At 60.3% G+C, this 19,655-nt stretch carries 20 protein-coding genes; 15 read left to right on the forward strand and 5 right to left on the reverse strand.

The genetic code is table 11. From position 1 onward, the window contains the following. Positions 1-74: 74 nt before the first annotated feature. The 11 genes from ACUZ9P_RS00330 (at position 75) to ACUZ9P_RS00380 (ending at position 11,303) form a co-directional block, all read left to right on the forward strand. Entirely contained in the window at positions 75-896 is an 822-nt protein-coding gene (locus ACUZ9P_RS00330; protein ID WP_449248197.1) for a 4'-phosphopantetheinyl transferase superfamily protein, read from the forward strand. A gap of 56 nt (positions 897-952) precedes the next feature. Further along, positions 953-2,260, forward strand: a complete 1,308-nt coding sequence (trmD, locus tag ACUZ9P_RS00335; protein ID WP_298993968.1) for a tRNA (guanosine(37)-N1)-methyltransferase TrmD — start codon at positions 953-955, stop codon at positions 2,258-2,260. A gap of 78 nt (positions 2,261-2,338) precedes the next feature. Further along, positions 2,339-2,686: a 50S ribosomal protein L19 gene (rplS, locus tag ACUZ9P_RS00340; RefSeq protein ID WP_022658201.1), complete on the forward strand. Its 348-nt coding sequence runs from the start codon at positions 2,339-2,341 to the stop codon at positions 2,684-2,686. Between the two features lie 287 nt (positions 2,687-2,973). Continuing rightward, the gene (locus tag ACUZ9P_RS00345; RefSeq protein ID WP_449248198.1) at positions 2,974-3,747 is read left to right on the forward strand and encodes a ribonuclease HII; all 774 of its coding nucleotides are present in this window, start codon (positions 2,974-2,976) and stop codon (positions 3,745-3,747) included. Between the two features lie 62 nt (positions 3,748-3,809). Next, entirely contained in the window at positions 3,810-4,199 is a 390-nt protein-coding gene (locus ACUZ9P_RS00350; protein WP_449250217.1) for a YraN family protein, read from the forward strand. Then, the gene (gene rsmI / locus ACUZ9P_RS00355; RefSeq protein ID WP_449248199.1) at positions 4,141-4,992 is read left to right on the forward strand and encodes a 16S rRNA (cytidine(1402)-2'-O)-methyltransferase; all 852 of its coding nucleotides are present in this window, start codon (positions 4,141-4,143) and stop codon (positions 4,990-4,992) included. Before ACUZ9P_RS00350 ends, rsmI begins: the two co-directional genes overlap by 59 nt. Positions 4,993-5,173: 181 nt before the next feature. Further along, the gene (locus ACUZ9P_RS00360) at positions 5,174-5,923 is read left to right on the forward strand and encodes a PTS system mannose/fructose/sorbose family transporter subunit IID (protein WP_027180723.1); all 750 of its coding nucleotides are present in this window, start codon (positions 5,174-5,176) and stop codon (positions 5,921-5,923) included. A gap of 72 nt (positions 5,924-5,995) precedes the next feature. Then, a complete protein-coding gene (locus tag ACUZ9P_RS00365) occupies positions 5,996-6,286 on the forward strand; it encodes an HPr family phosphocarrier protein (RefSeq protein ID WP_027180722.1) in 291 nt (96 codons plus the stop codon). A 1-nt stretch (position 6,287) separates the two neighbouring features. After that, positions 6,288-8,060: a phosphoenolpyruvate--protein phosphotransferase gene (gene ptsP, locus ACUZ9P_RS00370; protein WP_298993961.1), complete on the forward strand. Its 1,773-nt coding sequence runs from the start codon at positions 6,288-6,290 to the stop codon at positions 8,058-8,060. Then, on the forward strand, positions 8,057-8,512 hold the full coding sequence (smpB, locus tag ACUZ9P_RS00375) for an SsrA-binding protein SmpB (RefSeq protein WP_298993959.1): 456 nt from the start codon (positions 8,057-8,059) through the stop codon (positions 8,510-8,512). Before ptsP ends, smpB begins: the two co-directional genes overlap by 4 nt. Before the next feature lie 103 nt (positions 8,513-8,615). Beyond that, positions 8,616-11,303, forward strand: coding sequence for a ComEC/Rec2 family competence protein (locus ACUZ9P_RS00380; protein ID WP_449248201.1), 2,688 nt, complete (start codon positions 8,616-8,618; stop codon positions 11,301-11,303). Positions 11,304-11,379: 76 nt separating this feature from the next. Here ACUZ9P_RS00380 and ACUZ9P_RS00385 read toward each other — a convergent pair whose 3' ends face one another. The 5 genes from ACUZ9P_RS00385 to ACUZ9P_RS00405 all read right to left on the reverse strand — a co-directional run bounded on the left by ACUZ9P_RS00385 (position 11,380) and on the right by ACUZ9P_RS00405 (position 16,511). Continuing rightward, a complete protein-coding gene (locus tag ACUZ9P_RS00385; RefSeq protein ID WP_449248202.1) occupies positions 11,380-12,246 on the reverse strand; it encodes a glycine betaine ABC transporter substrate-binding protein in 867 nt (288 codons plus the stop codon). A gap of 13 nt (positions 12,247-12,259) precedes the next feature. Then, complete coding sequence (locus tag ACUZ9P_RS00390) at positions 12,260-13,099, reverse strand: ABC transporter permease (protein ID WP_449248203.1); 840 nt, start codon at positions 13,097-13,099, stop codon at positions 12,260-12,262. Then, positions 13,089-14,297, reverse strand: coding sequence for a quaternary amine ABC transporter ATP-binding protein (locus tag ACUZ9P_RS00395; protein WP_298993952.1), 1,209 nt, complete (start codon positions 14,295-14,297; stop codon positions 13,089-13,091). Before ACUZ9P_RS00395 ends, ACUZ9P_RS00390 begins: the two co-directional genes overlap by 11 nt. Before the next feature lie 458 nt (positions 14,298-14,755). Further along, complete coding sequence (locus ACUZ9P_RS00400; protein ID WP_449248204.1) at positions 14,756-16,084, reverse strand: Y-family DNA polymerase; 1,329 nt, start codon at positions 16,082-16,084, stop codon at positions 14,756-14,758. Then, positions 16,065-16,511, reverse strand: coding sequence for a LexA family protein (locus tag ACUZ9P_RS00405; RefSeq protein WP_298993949.1), 447 nt, complete (start codon positions 16,509-16,511; stop codon positions 16,065-16,067). Before ACUZ9P_RS00405 ends, ACUZ9P_RS00400 begins: the two co-directional genes overlap by 20 nt. Positions 16,512-16,721: 210 nt before the next feature. Between ACUZ9P_RS00405 and ACUZ9P_RS00410 the strand changes: the two genes are divergently transcribed. The 4 genes from ACUZ9P_RS00410 to ACUZ9P_RS00425 all read left to right on the forward strand — a co-directional run bounded on the left by ACUZ9P_RS00410 (position 16,722) and on the right by ACUZ9P_RS00425 (position 19,524). Then, positions 16,722-17,411: a LexA family transcriptional regulator gene (locus tag ACUZ9P_RS00410; RefSeq protein WP_298993947.1), complete on the forward strand. Its 690-nt coding sequence runs from the start codon at positions 16,722-16,724 to the stop codon at positions 17,409-17,411. Between the two features lie 71 nt (positions 17,412-17,482). Beyond that, on the forward strand, positions 17,483-18,016 hold the full coding sequence (locus ACUZ9P_RS00415; RefSeq protein WP_449248205.1) for a lysozyme inhibitor LprI family protein: 534 nt from the start codon (positions 17,483-17,485) through the stop codon (positions 18,014-18,016). Positions 18,017-18,327: 311 nt separating this feature from the next. Continuing rightward, positions 18,328-18,813, forward strand: coding sequence for a hypothetical protein (locus ACUZ9P_RS00420; RefSeq protein ID WP_022658186.1), 486 nt, complete (start codon positions 18,328-18,330; stop codon positions 18,811-18,813). A gap of 69 nt (positions 18,814-18,882) precedes the next feature. After that, positions 18,883-19,524: a LysE family translocator gene (locus ACUZ9P_RS00425; RefSeq protein WP_449248206.1), complete on the forward strand. Its 642-nt coding sequence runs from the start codon at positions 18,883-18,885 to the stop codon at positions 19,522-19,524. Positions 19,525-19,655 lie beyond the last annotated feature (131 nt).

The raw sequence follows: 19,655 nt of genomic DNA on the forward strand, positions 1-19,655 counted from the left end.
ATGACAAACCGGCTGTTTTCTGTAAAACAGCCGGTTTGCGCGTCTTTGCCGCAAGCAACATCATATGGAAAATCATGGAACGCCCGCTCACAATACTCTGCACCCCCCTGCCCGCTGGCTCCAGTAAAGATCTGGAAGACTGGCGTTGTGCGCTTGAAGCGGCGCTGGAACCATGGCAGGACGACAGGCAGCTTGCCCATGTGCGCCGCTTTGGCCGCTCGCCAAACGGTCAGGCCGAGGCTCGGGAGATGCGGCAGGACGTGCTGCGGGCGGCTTTGTCGCGGCTACTCGCGCGCGCCCAACTGGTGACGCATGCCGCACAGCAGGCCAGAGCAATAAGTTCAAGCATCGCAGGGCCGCTGCCGCAACTGGGCATGGATACTCAGGGCCGCCCCCTGTTCACCGGTTGGCACGCGGCCTTCAGCCACAGCGGCGAGGCGGCCTTTTGCGCCCTTTGCCCTGAGCCAGCAGATGCCGCCGTTGCCCCTCATGCGCTGGATGCGGAATCGTTGCTTTCACCGCCGCCAGCCCTCAATGCCTTTGCCCCGGCAGAACTGCCCCGGCACGAGACCGGCCTTTCACAGCAGGGCATCAACCGTGAAGCCCTGCGCCGCTGGACAATCAAGGAGGCCCTGCTCAAGGCCTCCGGTCTGGGGCTGGGCATGAATCCCGCCAGGATTCCCACAGGGAGGTTCGGCCAGCGGGCCGGGATCTGGCACGGGCCGATGGGCATATTTTACTGGCGCAGCCTGCCCTATCCCGGACACTGGCTGTGCCTGGCGCAACAGGTGGGCGCAAAAACAGATTTCCGGCCGGGTCTTTTACGACCACTGGTGCACCGTCAGACCCCGACTACCCTGCTGCGCGCCCTTTCCGCCTTACGCCCGCGCGTCTGATCGGCCCTGGCAGACATTTCCTTGCAAGGCGAACGTTTTTACGGCACTCTCCGCCCATGCCGCGTTTTCACCTTGTCACGCTTTTTCCCGAATTTTTCGAGTCGCCCCTGTCCACCGCCCTCATGGGCCGTGCACGGGAGGCTGGCATTGTGGAATGCAGCCTTCATGACCCCCGGCAGTTCAGCACAGACAAACACCGCCATGTGGACGACCGCCCCTACGGCGGCGGCCCCGGCATGGTCATGCAGGGCGAGCCTCTGGCCCGCGCCCTGCGCTCCATTGAGCGGCCCGGCCGCATGCTGTTCATGGCCCCCGGCGGACGCCCGCTGACGCAGGACATGGTGCGCGATCTTGCGCGCGAGGAAGACCTGACCATTGTTTGCGGCCGGTACGAGGGCATTGACGCGCGGCTGTTGCAGCTGTTTCCGCTTGAACCTGTGAGCGTGGGCGATATTGTGCTCAACGGCGGCGAAAGCGCGGCTCTTTCCGTGCTGGAGGCCGTGGCCCGCCTCATGCCCGGTTTTATGGGCAAGGAAGAATCCGGCGACGATGAAAGTTTTTCTCACGGATTGCTGGAATATCCGCACTACACGCGGCCAGAATCCCTGGAAGGTCTGTCGGTTCCCGAGGTGCTGCAAAGCGGCGACCATGCCCGCATCGCCCAGTGGCGCAGGCAGGAATCTGTGCGCGCCACCTTGCGCATGCGCCCGGAAATGTTGAATGAAGCGCCGCTCTATCGCGAAGACGTGCAAACGCTGGCTGAAACCCCACGTGACAGGCCGGGACGCAACCTTTCGTTCTGCCTTGTTCACTACCCGGTTTCCCTTGGGCCAAAAAAAATCGGCGCTTCCTCTTTGACAAATCTGGACATACACGATATAGCCCGAATTTCCCGCAGCTATGCGATGGGTTCCTTTTATCCGGTGACCCCTCTTCGCGATCAGTTGCGGGTACTGGAAGAAATTTTGCGTCACTGGACGCGGGGGCCGGGCGGTATCGGAAACGCCGACCGCGCTCAGGCCCTCGGCCTGGTGCAACCCGCGACTTCGCTTGAAGAAGCGGTGGCGCATATGACCGCGCAGCATGGAACGCGACCCAGACTGGTGGCTAGTTCTGCCGTCTGGCCTGCCAAGGGCAAGGCATCCCAACCGGGACGCATGCCCATGACTCCGCGTGACGTGCGGCGCTGGTGCGACCAGGGGCCGGTTATGCTCTGCCTGGGCACGGCGCAAGGGCTTGCGCCGGAGGTGCTCGAACAGTGCGAAGGCACTCTGAGGCCGGTGCGTTTTTTGGGCTACAACCATCTTTCGGTGCGCAGCGCGGCCGCCATTCTGGCCGACAGGATATTAGGCGACTACTACTGACGCAACACGGCGGCCTGAGCGCATCGGCGCCGCTTTGCAACGACGCAACAATCCGCCCGGATTTGCAAGGAGTTCACGATGGACATCATCAGGAAAATTGAACTGGAAAACCAGCGCATGGATCTTCCCGCGTTTCGCTCCGGCGACACGGTGAAAGTGCACCTGCGCATTGTGGAAGGCGAAAAAGAACGTATCCAGGTCTTCCAGGGTAACGTTATCCGCATCAAGCGCGGTACCACCAGCGCCACCTTTACGGTGCGCAAGGTTTCCGACGGCGTGGGCGTGGAACGTATTTTCCCGCTCAACTCGCCCTTCATCGACCGCGTTGAGCTGATCACGCAGGGCCGCGTGCGCCGCAGCCGCCTGTACTACCTGCGTGCCCTCAAGGGCAAAGCCGCGCGCATCAAGCCGCGTGGCCGCTTCTGATCCTTTTTTAGGCATCAGAATCGCAGCGAGCGTTTTTACGGCGCGCCAGGGCATGCAGGCAACTGCAAAATCCCTGGCGCGCTGTTCGCGCGTCTTTAGAACAGTTAGCGCTTGAAATACTCGGTTACGGCAGGCAAAGCTGCCTGCTCGCTTTTTGTGGCAAGGATTTTCAAAAAAATTCTTGCAGAGCAGTTAACACATTTCATTTATAAACTGCTCTAAACCGACGCGCTGACCATCACGTATTGACCATAGGGTCGCGGCCCTTGCTGCGCAGCGGAGAAATCATGGGCAGAAAAGCAATGAGCCGCCCGGCAAAGCCGCGCAACCAGCAGGCACAGGCGAGCCTTGTCCAGATGGTGAGCACCTTGAGCGCCCCGCTGCCCCAGGATGATTCTCCCCTTTTGCAGGCAAGCAGCCAGACAGGCCCACAAATTTTTACCGCTGGCATAGACGAGGCCGGTCGCGGTTGTCTGGCCGGGCCGGTAGTAGCCGCTGCGGTCATATTGCCGGAGTGCTACGACCTGCCGGGCCTCAACGATTCCAAGGCATGCAGCGCCAAAACCCGCGACATGCTCGCCCCGCGCATACGCCAGTGCGCGGTGGCCTGGGGTCTGGGTGTAGTGTGGCCCGCCCGCATTGACGCCATCAATATTTTACAGGCCACTTTTGAAGCCATGAGCAGGGCTGTGCGCTGCCTGCGCTGCGCGCCCGCGCATCTGCTCATCGATGGCAACAAGACCGTACCCGGCGAGGTTTTTGCCTTCCACTGGCGCAAGGGGCATACAGCCCCCCTGCCCTCGCAGCGCTGCATTATTGGCGGCGACGCCAGCGAACCGGCCATCTCCGCCGCGTCCATCCTTGCCAAAACTTACAGGGACAAGCTCATGACCCGGCTGGAAAAACGCTGGCCCGGCTACGGCTTTGAAGCCCACAAAGGCTATGGCACAGAGGATCATTACGAAGCCCTGCGCCGCCTAGGGCCCTGCCCGCAGCACCGTCTGACCTTTCGGGGCGTTTTACCCGAAAAGCCAAGCCCCCAGCAGGGCAGCCTGTTGTGAAGCCGCGCTGGCTGCAAACGCTTTTTGGCGGCAAGGATGAACCAGCCGCCGCCCCGGCCCATCTGAACCTTGGGCGCAAAGGCGAGGAAGCCGCGCGCAAGCTGCTGCAACGCAGCGGCATGGAACTGCTGGACTGCAACTGGCGCAGCGGCAGGCTTGAACTGGATATTGTCTGCCGCGATGGCGACACCGTTGTTTTTGTCGAAGTAAAAACCCGCAGCGGTTCAACCTACGGCGGCCCCGCCGCCGCACTGACCCCTGCCAAGCAGCGTACCCTGTGCCGGGCGGCCAGGGCGTGGCTTGCGGCCCACGATGCATGGAGCAGCCCCTGCCGGTTTGATGTGGTCTGCATTGTGCGCGAGGGCGATACCCTGCACCTGGAGCACTGCCGCCATGCCTTTGAATGCGAACCGTCTGTGGATAGTGGCAACGCCGCTTGGCAACCCTGGTGATCTTTCGCCTCGTGCGCGCGAGGTGCTGGCGAGCGCCGATCTTGTGCTGGCCGAGGATACCCGCCGCACTGCCCGCCTGTTGCGCGATTGCGGCATTGAAGCCCGCCGCCTGCTGAGTTTTTACGATCACAACGAGGCCGAGCGGCAGGAGGGCGTATTGCGCATGCTGCGTGAAGGCCAGACCGTTGCCCTTGTCTCCGATGCCGGAACGCCGCTCTTGGCTGATCCCGGCTACCGTCTGGTGCGGGCCTGCCGCAAGGAGGGCCTTGCCGTATCCCCACTGCCGGGGCCTTCGGCTCCTGTGACGGCCCTTTCCGCAGCTGGCATTCCTCCGCTGCCGCACAGTTTTCTGGGTTTTCTGCCGCGCGATGCCGCAGGGCGCGACGCCCTTTTTGCCGCATTTACCCATGTGCCGGGCGCGCTCATTTTTTTTGAGCGCAAGGATCGTCTCAAGGAAAGCCTCGCTCAGGCCGCGCGCATTCTTGGCCCCCGCGAGGTGGCCGTGTGCCGGGAATTGACCAAGGAACACGAGGAATTTATAGTAGGACGTCTGGAAGACAGCGACCTGCTGCCCGATGAACTGCTGGGCGAAATCACGGTTGTTGTAGGCCCGCCGGAGCAGGCAGAGCGCACCCCAAGGGAAGATGTGCTGCTGCTGGCCCAAGAAGAACTTGCTCAGGGCGGCAAACCTCGTCAGGTTGCCCGCAGGGTGCAGGATGCCGTGCGCGGCTGGTCGGGCAAGGAAATCTACGCCCTGCTGACGGGCACAGAGCAGGCGGAGCCGGACGCTTAGGGGCTGTTCACTCCATGGCTCTTTTGCTCTCTGCAAGACGGGCTTTGCATCAGGCCAGCAGTTGCGCACGTTGCGAAAGCAGTTTGCGACAGCAGATCATGGCCGAGTGTTCATAAGGCGGCGCTTTCCTTTTGAATGCGCCCTCGCCGCAACTGCCAAACCGGCATGCCACGGGGTTGCCATGTATCCCACACGCGTTGTACTTGCCTGCCTGGCGCGCACAGGCTGCATCAATGCAGCCATGACCGCTCGGGGGATGCAGCAGATAGGCCTGGCCTACGTGCTGGAGCCTGCCCTGCGCGAGCTGTATCCCGAACCGCAGGCCTTTGCCCGCGCCATGAGCCGTTACGCGGGGCACAGCAACACCCACCCCTTCATGATTCCCCTTTTCGTGGGCATCCTGCTCTCGCTTGAGCAGGCCATCGCCAAGGGGGCGCTGCCGGAAGGCGCGCTGAATTCCGTGCGCGAAACTCTGGCCACAACCCTTTCCGCCCTGGGCGACTCATTTTTCAGCGGCACATTGCTGCCCCTGTGGTCGCTGCTCAGCATCAGCCTGCTGCTGGCGGGCTTTACCAACATTGCCATGCTGCTGGCGGTGATCCTGTTCGGTTCCCTGCTGCTGTTCAGGGCCATCTGTTTTGTTTCCGGCCTGCGGTACGGGCTGACCACGCTCGCCCGCCTGCGCAAGCTCAACCTCATCAACTGGGTGGACAGGCTCAAGATGGTCAATGCCGCGCTGGCCGCACTGGTTATCTGGCATCTGCCCATCAGCACCATGAAGCCCTTTCCCTGGACAGCTTACGCCATGGGCGCCGCAGCGGTGCTTGCCGCCGCATGGCTTGTGGGGCGAATGCGCCTGCCAAGGCTGCTGCTTTGGGCTGTGACAACAGGAGCCCTTATTCTCGTGGACTTGGGCTTCATAGGCATGTAGAATATACGTGTTTTTCGGTAGTGGACACGCTTTGTCCCCTTTTGGCCGATAACACGCTCATAAGGTAGGATGATGGAAGAAGCCATAGAACAAACGCCGCGCGGGCTGGCGCTACGGGTATGCATTGGCCTGCGCAACGGCCTGCACGCCCGACCGGCGGCCCGTCTGGCGCAAGAGGCGCAGCGCTATGCCTCAGATATACTGCTTGTCAGCGACACCGGCGAGGTAGACGCCAAAAGCATGCTCGACATACTTTCTCTTGCGCCGCCCGCCAATGCGGAACTGACCCTGGTGGCTCAGGGTGACGATGCCCGCGAGGCCCTTTGCGGTCTGGCCCAATTTTTAACCAATCTACAGGACTGACATGGCCCGCGCGGTACTTTTCGGCACACCTGTTTCGCCTGGCGTAGCCATAGGCAGGGTGCGCTTCATGCACAAGACACGGCAGGATGACGAACGCCGCATCACTGCCGCCGAAGTGGCTGCGGAGCAGGAGACCCTGCGCGCCGCCGCTGAAAGTGTGCGCGCCTCGCTGGCCGCCACCATGGAAAATGTGCCGGAAGACCTTTCGGAATACCGCGACGTCATTGCCGCCCAGATGGAAATGGCCCGCGACCCCAAGCTGCTCAAGGCCGCGCTGGCCCGCATAGAGAGCAACCTTGTGTGCGCCTCGTGGGCGCTCAAACTCACGGTGGATGAACTGTGCGCGCTGTTCAGAAGTATGGACGATGCCTACCTGCGCGACCGCGCCCAGGATATCCGCGCCGTGGGCCTGCGCCTGCGCGAGCATCTGGCGGCAGACCCGGCCCACAAGGGAGAGGATGAAACCCCCGGCGTGCTGGTGGCGGAAGACCTCTCCCCCGCCGATGTCATGGAACTCAACCTTGACTTGGTGCTGGGCATTCTGACCGCAGAAGGCGGCCCCACCTCCCACACGGCCATTTTGTCGCGCGGGCTGCACATTCCCTGCCTTGCGGGGGTTACCGGGCTCATGGACATTGCCCGCGAAAACGAAACCCTGGTGGTGGACGGTCTCGGCGGCAGCGTACTGCTCAGCCCCGATGAGGCTGACGAGGCCCGCTTTACGGCCCGGCGCGAGGAATATACGGCGTGGGAAGACCTCACGCTCAAATCTGCCCGCTGGCCTGCCGAAATGTGCGATGGCGTACGAGTGGAAGTTCAGGCCAACCTTGAAGGCACCAATGAACTGTCAGCTCTTGCCCAGTGCGGGGCCGACGGCGTGGGCCTGTACCGCACCGAATTTGCCTATTTTACCGACCGCCTGCCGTCAGAAGAAGACCTGCTGGCAGAATACGCGGCAGTGGCACAGCGGGCCGCGCCGGATCGGGTGGTGTTTCGCACGCTTGACGTGGGCGCAGACAAGATGCTCCACGCGCAGGCAGTGCTCAAGGAACCTAACCCGGCGCTGGGTTTGCGCGGCATACGTTTTTGCCTGCGGCATCAGGGCATTTTTCGCACGCAGCTGCGGGCGCTCATGCGCGCCGGGGCTATGGGCAATGTGGCCATCATGCTGCCCATGATTTCCTGCATGGATGAAGTGCAGCAGGTGCGCCGCATCATGCAGGAACTGCATCAGGAGCTTGCGGCGCAAAACCTGCCCCACGCCCCATTGCTGCCCTTGGGCGTCATGGTTGAAACCCCGGCTGCGGCCCTTATTTGCGATGCCCTTGCGCGGGAGTGCGACTTTTTCAGCATCGGCACCAATGACCTTATCCACTACATAATGGGCATTGACCGCAACAACCGCCATGTGGCCTACCTCAACGAGCCGCTGCATCCGGCTATCGTGCGCTCGCTCAAGCACATAATTGACGCCGCCCACCGCGAGGGCATAGGTGTTTCCGTCTGCGGCGAGCTTGCTTCTGACCCCTTTGGCCTGGCCCTGCTGCTGGGCATGGGCGTGGATACTGTGTCCGCCGCCCCCCGATTTGTACCGGGCATGAAGCACCTTATACGCCAGTTCAACGCCCAGACCTGCATGGATCTGGCCAACAGCGTGCTGCTCAGCACCGATGTGGCCGCTTCCAAACGCATGGTGCGCGAAGCGTTGCAACAGTCACTGGGACAGGAACTGGCCTTTCACACCACAAGCCTTTTCACATACAGTCACCCATGAACCAAAAAATATCCCCATCCACTGTGGCCCTGAATAAAAAGGCCCGCCACCTCTATGAACTTTCCGAGTTCACCGAGGCGGGCATTGTACTGACCGGCCCGGAAGTCAAAAGCATCCGCGCGGGCAAGGTCAACTTTATCGACAGCTACGTAGACTTTCGCCAAGGAGAAGCCTGGCTTGTTTCGCTGCACATCGCGCCCTACGCCAACGCGGGCTATGTGTCGCAGGAGCCAGACCGCGCGCGCAAACTGCTGATGCACGAACGGGAAATTTCCAAATTCGCAGGGCTGGTGGCCCAGCAGGGCCTGACGGTTGTGCCCGTGCGCCTCTACTTCAAGCGGGGCAAGATCAAGGTAGAAATTGCCCTCGGCAAGGGCAAAAAACTGCACGACCACCGCGAAACACTCAAACGCAGGGCAGAAGAACGGGATATGGCCCGGGAGCTGTCCTAGCCTCCCGCTGTTCAAAGGGGCGCTCTTGCTGCAAGGGCGCTCCTTTTTTTACGCGCACTGCCCCGCCACAACCGCGCGGTACATCACTTTTACAAGGTTCGTCATGCGGCACCCTCCATTGCAAGCCCCCCTGCTCTGGCAGACGTATCTGGGCTTCTGGATAGCGGGCATTACCGCAGCACCCTGGCCTCTGCCCTCACTTTGCTGCGCCTTGCTGCTGTTTTTTGCGGATGCCCGCCTGTGGCGCGCCGCGCGCACGGCTCTTGCCGCCTTGTGCCTGCTGGCGGGATTTCTGACCGGATACTGGCAACTCTATGGTTGCCCGTGGCAAACGCTGCTCTCAACAGAAGAGCAGACAAGGCAAAGGGGCCAGCCGCCCCAATGGCTGCACGAGTCTGCCCAGCCGCCGCGAGTGTGCGGCATTGTACGCGATCTGCAGGGCCTGCCCGACAACCGCCTGCGCCTGCTGCTGAGCGATGTGCGCCCCGCCTGTGCAGACGGCAGAGACGGCCTGTCCTCCGCCTCTGATGCTGCCGCAATACCGCCAGACGCCACAAATTCAACGGTTCGCCCCCTGCCCGGCAAACTGGCCTGGACATGGGAAGCCCCCACAGCCGCCATTGCCCTTTCTCCTCCGCTCCCCGGCCAGACAGTCTGCCTGACGCGGCGGCCCATGCCCGCGCAGGGCTTTGCCAATGAAGGCCAGACCGACTGGGGCCTGTGGCTGGCGGCTCAAGGCGTGCGCTGGCGCATGTGGTCTCTGGGCAATCAGGGAGACCCGCGCATTTCCGGCCAGCCAACCCTCTCCGCCCGCTGGCGCGAATCATTACGGCAGGATTTTGTGGGCGTGCTGTTTCCAGCCCAGGAGGCGGCACAGTCCCACGCAGACAAGCCAGACGAAACCACAGAGGCTGGCGCTTCCCCTCCGGCATCCCATAACAAACCCACGCAGTACAAACTTTCGCAGGGCAAGGCCATCCTGCTGGCTCTGCTCTTTGGCGACAGGCAATACCTGAACCAGCAGACACTGAACAATTTTGCCTCGGCCACGTTGGTGCACAGCCTCGCCCTTTCCGGCCAGCACCTCACCGTGGCGGGCCTTGTGGGCCTGCTCTGCGTGCTTGCCGCCGCGCGCGTTCGCCCCGGCATCTACCTACGCCGCCCCCGAGCAGTCTGGACGCTGCTGGCAACACTGCCGCCAGCACTGGCCTACCTGTGGCTGGGCGATGCCCCGGCGTCATTGCTGCGGGCTGCTGTCATGCTGCTGCTTCTTGCCGTCTATTTCTTGCGCGGACGGCCCCACACAACACTTGATGTGCTCTGCGCCGCCCTGCTCTGCATCAGCGTGGTTTCCCCCCTGAGCATGCTGGATACAGGCCTGCAACTTTCCGTACTGTGCGTGGCGGTCATCGGCATGAGCCTGCCCTGGCTGCGGGTACTGGCCCCGGAGCCGGATCCGGCTGCGCAGATGCGGCGGAGCGGAGGCTTTGGCAGACGTATGAATCAGCAGCTTAAACGGGGAACGTGGGCCTTAACGCGGATATTTCTGGTTTCCCTGGGCATCCAGATTGCCCTTCTGCCTCTGAACATGATGCTGTTCAACAATATGGGGCACTGGTTCTGGCTCAATGTGCTCTGGCTGCCCGTGGCCGACATGCTGGTGTTGCCCGCCTCTGTGCTCGGCCTGTTCCTGTCCGCTCTGGGCCTTGACCTTGCGGCGCGGGCAGTGCTGGACACGGCGGCTCTGCCCTGCCAATGGCTTACAGACTGCCTTGCGTGGCTGGCTGGCGCGAACCTGTTGCAGCCCCCGGCCCTGCTGCGCCCGCACTGGACAGCCCTGCCAGCTTTTGCGGCCTTGCTTGGGGCCCTGGCGCTGAAGGCGGGGCGCGCAGACCTGCCCCGCGCGGCGCAACGTCTGCTGCTGGCCGGGGCGCTGCTGCTATGCGTTGGCCCGGCCCTGCGCACGGCTGAGCGGCTGTCAGACAACATTCGCCTTGATGTGCTGGATGTGGGGCAGAGTCAGGCCCTGCTGCTGCGTCTGCCGGGGCATGTGCGCCTGCTGCTGGACGGCGGGGGCAGCGCCTCTCCGCGTTTTGATCCGGGGCAGGCACTGGTGGCCCCGGCCCTGACCTATAATGACGCGCCGCACCTGACCGCCATACTCAACACCCACCCCGACCTTGACCACATGGGCGGCTTGCTGCACATACTGCGCGTTTTTTGTGTGGATCACCTGCTGGACAACGGGCGCGAAGGCAAGGGCAGCTGGGGCGAACAGTGGCGCGCGGCGCGCACGGCCCACCACAGCCGCGCCCTTGTCCGTGGTGATGTTCTGATACTGGGCAAACCGTCTCTGGGTCTGCGCCTGGAAATTCTGCACCCTCCAATGAACGAGTGGGACGCATGGCAAGGCAACGATGCCTCTGTGGTGGCCCGGCTGACCCAGCATGGCCGTGGTCTGGCCCTGTTTTTGGGCGATGCGGAACGCCCTGTGCTGCGCCGCCTGCTGGATAACGGAGATGACCTGCGGGCCGAAGTTCTTGTTGCGCCGCACCACGGTTCTGCCACAGGGTTTCTGCCGGAATTTTATGAAGTTGTGCAGCCCGGCCTTGTGGTCGCCTCGTGCGGATTTGAAAACCGCTACGGCTACCCTTCACAACCGCTGCGGGCGTGGTGCGATGCCGCGAGCGCACCACTGCACTACACAGGGCGCGACGGCGCTGTGCGGATTATCTGGCCCGCGCGCGGCGACAGCCTTGGTCAGCCAGCCATTCATTCCGCGCGGCCCTGAACGCATACACCCCGGCGGCCTTTGCGGGCAACCGGGGTGCATCAGGAGGAACAATAACGCCTCTTGCAGGTCTTACCTATTTTTTAAGCCAGGCTTCTACCAGCTGGGGATTTTCCTTCATGAAGCTGCGGGCGTTTTTCAGAGGATCTGCGCCCTTTTCCTGATTCCTGTCCATGAGCCTCTGGAGCTGGCTTGGATCTTCGTACCGGAAGTTGATCAAAAAGGCCCAGGCCTCGGGGTGGTCCTTTTTCAGACCTTTGCGGCCAACCTTGAAAATACCTTCTTCCTTGCCCAGGCTGCCCAGCGGGTCATCCAGATAATGCATCTGCCAGCGGCCAAACATCCAGTGCGGCGACCAGGCCGTCACTACAATCCACTCCTGCTTGCGGATGGCCTCGGCCAGGCTGGAGGTCATGATGGTTCCACTGCCCTCCACAAGCTGCAACTTCTTGATGCCATAATCCTTCATGGCTTTTTCCGTAAGCTGCATCAGGCCGGAGCCCGGATCAATGCCCACAATGCGCCCCTGGAACTTGTCCGCATTGGCGTCCAGTTCATCAATGGACTTGAGCGGCACATAGTCCGGCACGGCCAGTCCAAGGCGCGCACCGCCCACAAGCTTGCCCAGCATTTCCACCTGACTTTTCACCTTGCCGTACATGGCGGCGTGGGTATCGGGCAACCACGCCGTAACCATGGCATCGGCATCGCCGGTAGCAATGCTCGTCCATAATATTGGCTGGGTAACGGGCAGCAATTCCACCTTATAACCGAGTTTGTCTTCCAGCACGGCCTTGGCAAGATTGCTGGAGGCAGTGGCGCAATCCCACTCGACATAGACGATTTTAAGGGTTTTGTTCTGTTTGCTGCCAGCAGCGGCCTGAGCAGGCCACGCCCACAAAACCATGATGGCAAGAACCATTATAAAAAGTCTGCGTGTCATTGCGTCCTCCCGTCTAGTTTTGTCCGGCGCATTTTTGCGCCAACGCACGAAAGAGGCGATCAAGTGTGATTGCCACGATAACAATTCCAAGTCCGGCTTCAAAGCCATTTCCTATCTGCAATCTCTGGATTGCTTTCCAGACTTCGCCGCCAAGGCCGCGCGCACCGATCATGGCGGCAATGACCGCCATGGAAAGCGCCAGCATGATTGTCTGGTTCACGCCTGCCACGATGGTGGGCATGGCGAGGGGCAGCTCAAGCTTGCGCAGGCGCTGCACACGCGTGAGGCCAAAGGCCTCGGCGCACTCCACAAGGTCTGCAGGAATCTGCCGGATGCCCAGGCAGGTAAGGCGAATGGCGGGGGGCACGGAAAAAACCACCGTTGCCACCACTGCGCTTACCTTGCCGATACCGAAAAAGGGAATGGCGGGAATAAGATACACAAATGCGGGCATGGTCTGCATAACGTCCAGTACGGGCATGATGATCTGCCTGCCCCAGCGCGACACAGCCGCCAGGATGCCGCAGGGAACTCCCAGCAGCACGGAAAGCAAGGTTGCGGAAAGCACCAGGGCAAGCGTGCTCATGGTCGGTTCCCACAAGCCAAGGTTCCACAGCAGGGCAAAGCCGAGCATGGAAAAGGCGGGCAACTTGATGCTGCGCGTGGCCCACCAGCACACAAGGCCCAGCAGGATGATGAAAAGCCAGGGCTGGGGCAGCATGAGCAGGTTTTCAAATCCGTCCAGCAGCTTGCCCATTGCGGCAGAGCCAGCACGGGTAAAATCCGAGCAGGTTTCCACCAGAAAATCTACGGAGGCGTCAATGCTCTGGGCTAAGGGGATTCTAGGCAGCATTTTGACCTCCCGATTCCATGCCCTCCACCATTGCCGCCAGCAGCAGGCCGCGCACGATGACGCCCTGAAGCCGCTGTCGCTCGTCAACAACGGCCAGCGGATAAGGAAGCTCAGCCATGATGGGCATCACTTCTGCAATGGGGGTCGAGGGCGAAACTGTTGTTATGTCGCGCTGGGTGATGGCGGCAATGTCAGTCTTGCCTTGGGCCACCATGCGCTCGGCATCGGCGGCATACAGGATGCCCGCAAAGCGCCGCTGCGCATCAATGACAAACAGCGAGCTTATGGAATGAGCGGCCATCTTGCGCAAAACGGAATGCGGCCCGTCAAGGCCCAACACGGCCCAGTCTTCTGACCGTTTCATGATGCCGCCAGCCGTGAGCACATGGGTCACGTCGGCAGAGGCCACAAAGCGGGCCACGTGACTGTTGGCTGGCGATTGCAGTATCTGCTCCGGCGTGCCGGTCTGCACCACCGCGCCGTCCTGCAGCAGCACAATGCGGTCGCCAAGCCTGAAGGCCTCGTTCAGATCATGGGTAATAAAGATGATTGTCTTGCGGATATCCTGCTGGAGCGTCAGGAGTTCTTCCTGCATTTCCTGCCGGATAAGCGGATCAAGCGCGCTGAAGGCCTCGTCCATGAGCAGCACTTCCGGCTCCATTGCCAGGGCGCGGGCAAGGCCCACACGCTGCTTCATGCCGCCGGAAAGCTGCCGGGGATAGGCATTGGCCCATTGGGAGAGGCCAACGCGCTCGAGTATTTCACCGCTTTTTTTCAGCCGCAGGGCCTCGCCCATGCCCATGGCCTCAAGGCCGAAGGCCGCGTTTTGCAGCACCGTGCGGTGTGGGAAAAGGGCAAAATTCTGAAAAACCATGCCAAAACAGCGCTGCCGCACACGACGCAGCTCGCGCGGCTTCATCTGCATGATGTCCTGATCATCCACCAGCACGGAACCAGCCGTGGGCATGATAAGACCGTTGAGGCAGCGCAGCAGTGTGGACTTGCCGCTGCCGGAAAGTCCCATGACCACGAGCAGCTCGCTCTCTGCAATATTGAGGGAGACATCACGCAATGCCACGGTGGAGCGTGTCTGCCGCAAAATATCTTCGCGGGAACGCCCCTTGGATGCCAGTTGAAGGGCATGCTCCGGGTTTGGCCCAAAGACCTTGAACAGATTCTTGACGGAAATCTTCGCCATATACTCTCCTTCTGCCGCAGCAGAAAACCGCTGCGGGTGTAGCCCCTGAGGAGGGACGAGTATATGGAAGCACGGCCCCAATGTGGCCGTCAAAACGAACGGGCTGGAGTCATCAGCGCAGACAGCACCAGCTTTTGAACGCCTCCTCGGTTATTACCGAACTTCCATAATGTTATAACAAAATCGTTAAACAACCAAGGCAGAAAAAAATCATAACTATACACGCAGCAGGTTATACTACGTCCATATGATTTTTGTAGTTTCTGCACCGACATTGCCACATTACTATAAAACAAAATTTTGTGCAAATATGGAAATTTGCTTCGCTATAATACATTATAAGTAATGTGCTGCATCATAAAATTACGCAATATATGCAAAACACAAAACAGCACTCTCGCGATGTAAAGCACATAGCTCAAAGGTGGGGAGGCAACAGAAAATGGGGAAAAACTTTTTCAGCAGCGGGCAAGCGGGAGTTCATCCCAGCTGGTTGTGAGGCGGGGGGAGCGGTGTTCCTGCCGCATATGCCAGGGAGCCTCGCCCATGCCTTGCGCGCCAAAGATAACCGTATCGCGGCCAAAACGGTTATTGATATTGTCCAGCGAGCGCATGAGGCTCTGCCGCCGTCCATCACCGCCGGATTCAAGCCCGGCCGCAAGGGCCAGCAAACTGCCCTGCACGGCATCGGCTCGCTCAAGGCCGTAGAGCATCACCCCGGCCTTTGCGTAGGCAAAGCCGGGCAAAAATATGCGATCCAGCCCCTCCAGCGCCGTGCGGATGAACATCTGGCTGTCAGCCGTAGGCAGGGGCAGGGGGCACTGGGCTGTCTGGTCGTAAAGCCGCTCCCCCGCTGCCGCCTGACCGGGGCGCGCCGTGCGGATATGAACGCCAAGCCCGCTGGCCACAAGGCCCTCGCGCCGCAGCCGCGTGGCCGCGCGCACGGCAAAGGTTGAGAGCGCCTGCGCCAGCATAGCCTTGTCGTGGATGCGCTGCGCAAACGAACGTGTGGACATGAGTGTTTTACGCGCCACAGGAGCGGTCTCGTTGCCAAGGCAGGGGACACCGCGCAACTCCAGAGCCGTGCGCCAGCCTGTCACGGTGAGCAGACGGCGCAGCATGATGTCGTCAGCGTTTTTCATATGCAGGGCCGTGCAGATGCCCTCGGCCCACAAGCGCCGCGCCTGCCGCCGCCCCACACCCCAAACATCCTCAACGGGCGTGCCCGCAAGCACGCGGTCGATGTCGCGTTTTTGCCGTGCCAGGGAAAACACGCCCCCGTAGGACGGATGCTTTTTGGCCACATGTGTGGCAATCTTGGCAAGGGTGCGCGTTGCTCCAACCCCGACGGAAACTGTGATTCCCGTCCAGCGCTGGATGCGTTGCCGCACATCGCGGCAGAATTCAGGCAGATTGGCCCGCTGGGGGGCCTCAAGCCGCAAAAAGGATTCATCAATGGAGTACGGCTCCACCTGCGAGCAGCATTGCTCCAGAATATCGACCACCCGTGCGGAGATATCGCCGTACAGCGCGTAATTGGAGGAAAATACCGCCACGTTCAGCGCGCGCAACTGGGAACGCAGCTTGAATTCCGGCGCGCCCATGGGGATGCCCAGAGCCTTGGCCTCTGCCGAGCGCGACACAATGCAGCCATCGTTGTTGGAGAGCACCACCACAGGGCGATCTGCAAGATCGGGCCGGAACAGTTTTTCACACGAGGCGTAAAAATTGTTGCAGTCCACAAGCGCCCACAGGGACGCTGGCGAATCAGAGCTTGTGGACGACATAGGTGACAACGCCCCAAATGTGCACGAATTCGCTTTCTGTAATGTCGATGGGGTCAAACCGGGGATTCTCGGGGGCAAGCAAGACGCGCCCATCGCGGCGCAGCAGGCGCTTGACGGTCAGCTCCCCTTCCAGCGCGGCGATAACCACCTTGCGGTGCCCAGCCTCTACCGAGCGGTCAACCACCAGCAGGTCTCCGTCATGGATACCTGCGCCCAGCATGGACTCACCATGCGCCCGCAAAAAGAAGGTGGCAGCCTCGTTACGCACCATGTGCCGGTGCAGATCCAGCTTGCAGTCGAGGTAATCCTCCGCCGGAGAAGGAAAACCCGCCTCCACAGGCGTAAGATACAGGGGCAGCCCCGCCCTGTGGTCAGAAATGGCCGCTGCCGGAGCCAGCAGTTCCAGCGAAGACGAAATGAAAGCCATACCGCCTCCTGTGGATCGGTTCACCGCAGCCCAATGGGTACGGGTGGCAAGATCTGCAAAAATGCGGGGCAAAGCCACGCGACCATCAGTTTTTAGCTTATTTTATCCTTGCAAGCAACGCCTGAGGTTGATACCCTGAATGAAAAGTTGAAACAACCCCGCCGAAAGCGTGTGCGGCAATCACCCATTCGCGCGGAAGCGAGGAACGCCATGCCCGAGAAATCAGATTTCAAAGAAACATTGCAAAGGCTTATGCAGGCCCTCAGCGTGGTCAGCGATGCGGAACTGGCAAGATCGCTGGGCATCACCCCGCAATCCGTGAGTGGAGCGCGCAAACGCGGCGAGGTGCCGCCTGCGTGGATTCAGACCTGCGCCGCCCAGACAGGCGTAAACGCCCACTGGCTTTTTTTTGGCAGCGGGCCCATGCGGCTGCCGGAAGCGGCAGATGGCGAACTGCCCAGCATTCAGGCGGATTGTGAGACGGATCTCATCAGTGTGCCGCTGGCAGAAGCGCGGCTCTCTGCCGGAACGGGCAGCCTTGAGGTCAATAATCACAGCCAGGGCAGCTATGCCTTCAGGGGCGATTTTTTACGCCGCAAGGGCAACCCCCGGCGCATGGTGCTCATGCGTGTTTCTGGCGACAGCATGGTGCCGGAAATTTTTGACAACGATCTGGTGCTGCTGGATCGGGGCCAGACGGAAATCAGCCCTGGGCGGCTTTATGCCGTTGGCTTTGAAGACGCCATCTATATAAAACGCATCGACAAGCTGCCCGGCAAGATTGTGCTGAACAGCGTCAACCCGGCCTATCCGCCTGTGAGCCTTGACTTGCGCGGCGACTGCGCCGACCAGTTCAGGGTTATTGGCCGCGTGCTGTGGTCTGGAAGGGAATACAGGTAAGAATGCTTGCGCACGACACCCGGCGCGCGTACACTTTCAACATATAAGGTTTTTTCGCCAAGGAGTCTGGGATGTCGTCTGCTTGTCAATCCTTTGCAACGTTTTTTGCCAATCTTGCGGCATTCAGTGCGCTCTGTGCCGTGCTGCTTGTTGCCCACCCCGCCCTTGCCGCAGAGGCCACGCCGCAGGCTGCGCCGCCGGTTCAGCAGGACGCCAGCGCCGCCGCTGCCGCCGACAGCCCTGACCAGCAAGACTCCGCCCTTCCGGCGGAGAATCTGTTCAGCCAGACCTATCAGGCCTGCATGGACGAAGCTGCGGGGGTGACCACCGGCATGCAGGACTGCATGAATGCGGAACAGGAACGCCTTGAAACCCGCCTGAACGCGCAACGCGCGCGCGTTGCCGCCACACTTAACCCGGAACGCGCCAAGGCCTTTAATGACGCCCTGAGCGCGTGGGATGCCCTGCGCAAGAACGGTTCCCTTGCCATGTTTGACCCCAACGGCGGCACCCTTTCGCCGCTTATGGCATCGCTCTGGTATCTGGAACAAACTGCCCGCATGACGCGCTGGGTTGACGTCTTGCAGGAAAGCGCCGAACAGTAGCTAACAAGGTCCGGCATCACGGCTGGTACAAATCAATGACATGCAAAAGCGCATCCTTGGGGGTGCGCTTTTTTTGTACCCGGCCTCTCGCGTAACAGGCAAAGCAGCGGCGCTCTATGCGCAAATGGCACATTGCCACGTTTATACCCAGAAATAATTCAATAATTTCATATTATTGGTTTAGCAAGTTAGCACATTTTACCCTTCACAGGCTACGCAAAACAGACCAACAAGCTAGTAATTACATATCGTTGCGCCTATTATCAGTTACCAGTATACTCCCACGATGCAAAATATGGCGAGAGTCTAACATGCTGCGCAACATACTGATGCTTGCCTCCATTATAATCATTCTTTCCGGGTGCCTTCCAGATTTGGCTGCTATTTCGACTGACCCACCTCCCAGCAAGCCTGTCATAGATGTCAATACCGGGAAAGTCCTCAACATGTGGATTCCAAAAGAAATGCTGCGGGTTGAAACGTGGAAATATATCGCCAGAGCCGAGGAGCGAATGTGTTCAGATGGTGACTATCTGGGGAAGTATATTCATGAGCTATCTTCATTCCAAAGATCAATATATAAAAAATATAATGATGATGGGGACAAAATCTGGGCATATTACTATTACTACGATTCTCCTGCTGCACCAAGCAGAATGGACTCTGTTACAGTCAAACGCATGACTGTTTTCAATCTGTACACGGACAGAAACGGTAAAATTTATGGCTGCACGTGGGCCAGATATTCCGGCGGCTACCACAGGGACCACGGCACGGACGATTGGCTAACCCCGTAGATCGAGACTCAGCAATCAAGATGCCCGATCATCAATACTATACTGTCAACGCAGCAAAATGAACGCCTGATGGAACTCCTGCTATTCTGTAAAAGCATGCTTCTCGGCCTTGCCGTTGCAGCTCCGCTTGGCCCCATCGGCGTATTGTGCATAAACCGCGCGCTTGAACGCGGCTTTTGGGCAGGGGTAGCCGGAGGGCTGGGAACGGCCCTGGCCGATGCCATCTACGCGAGCCTTGCGGCGATCGGCTTTTCAGCATTAACAGCAACATTGGCAACGCTTGCCCCGTGGCTCAAACTTGCAGGCGGTCTGTTCATGCTTTGGCTTGGCTGTAAAAGCCTGCGGCCAAATCCCCGGCGGGCGGCTGCGCCTGCCCCCACCACTGAATTCAGGGGACTCTCCGGAACTATCGCCGCGACCTTCCTTCTTACGCTCACCAACCCGGTGACCATCTTCTCCTTTGCAGCAATGTTCGCTGGCCTCGGCTTGACCGACACACCAGGGGCGATCAATGCCCTTGCCGTTGTTGCTGGAGTCTTTCTGGGGTCGCTATTGTGGTGGTTCTTGTTGAGCGGGGGCGTTGCTCTGGCTCAACGGCGCTTGCCCGAAGGATTTTCCCTTTGTGTATCACGAATGTCCGGGGTGATCCTCATGGGTTTCGGCTTTTATGCGCTCGGGTCTCTGCTTTATATGACAATCTGGCAATCTTGAGATGTAGCCTCGTAACTGAAAATTTCTCCCCCACAGCTTCACCTCTCCATTGCCGATAGAAAAATCAAAAAAAAGGCCGCAGGAACATGTATCATTCCTGCGGCCCTTTGCATAACAGCATGCTGATTACA

Source organism: Desulfovibrio intestinivivus (assembly GCF_053570665.1).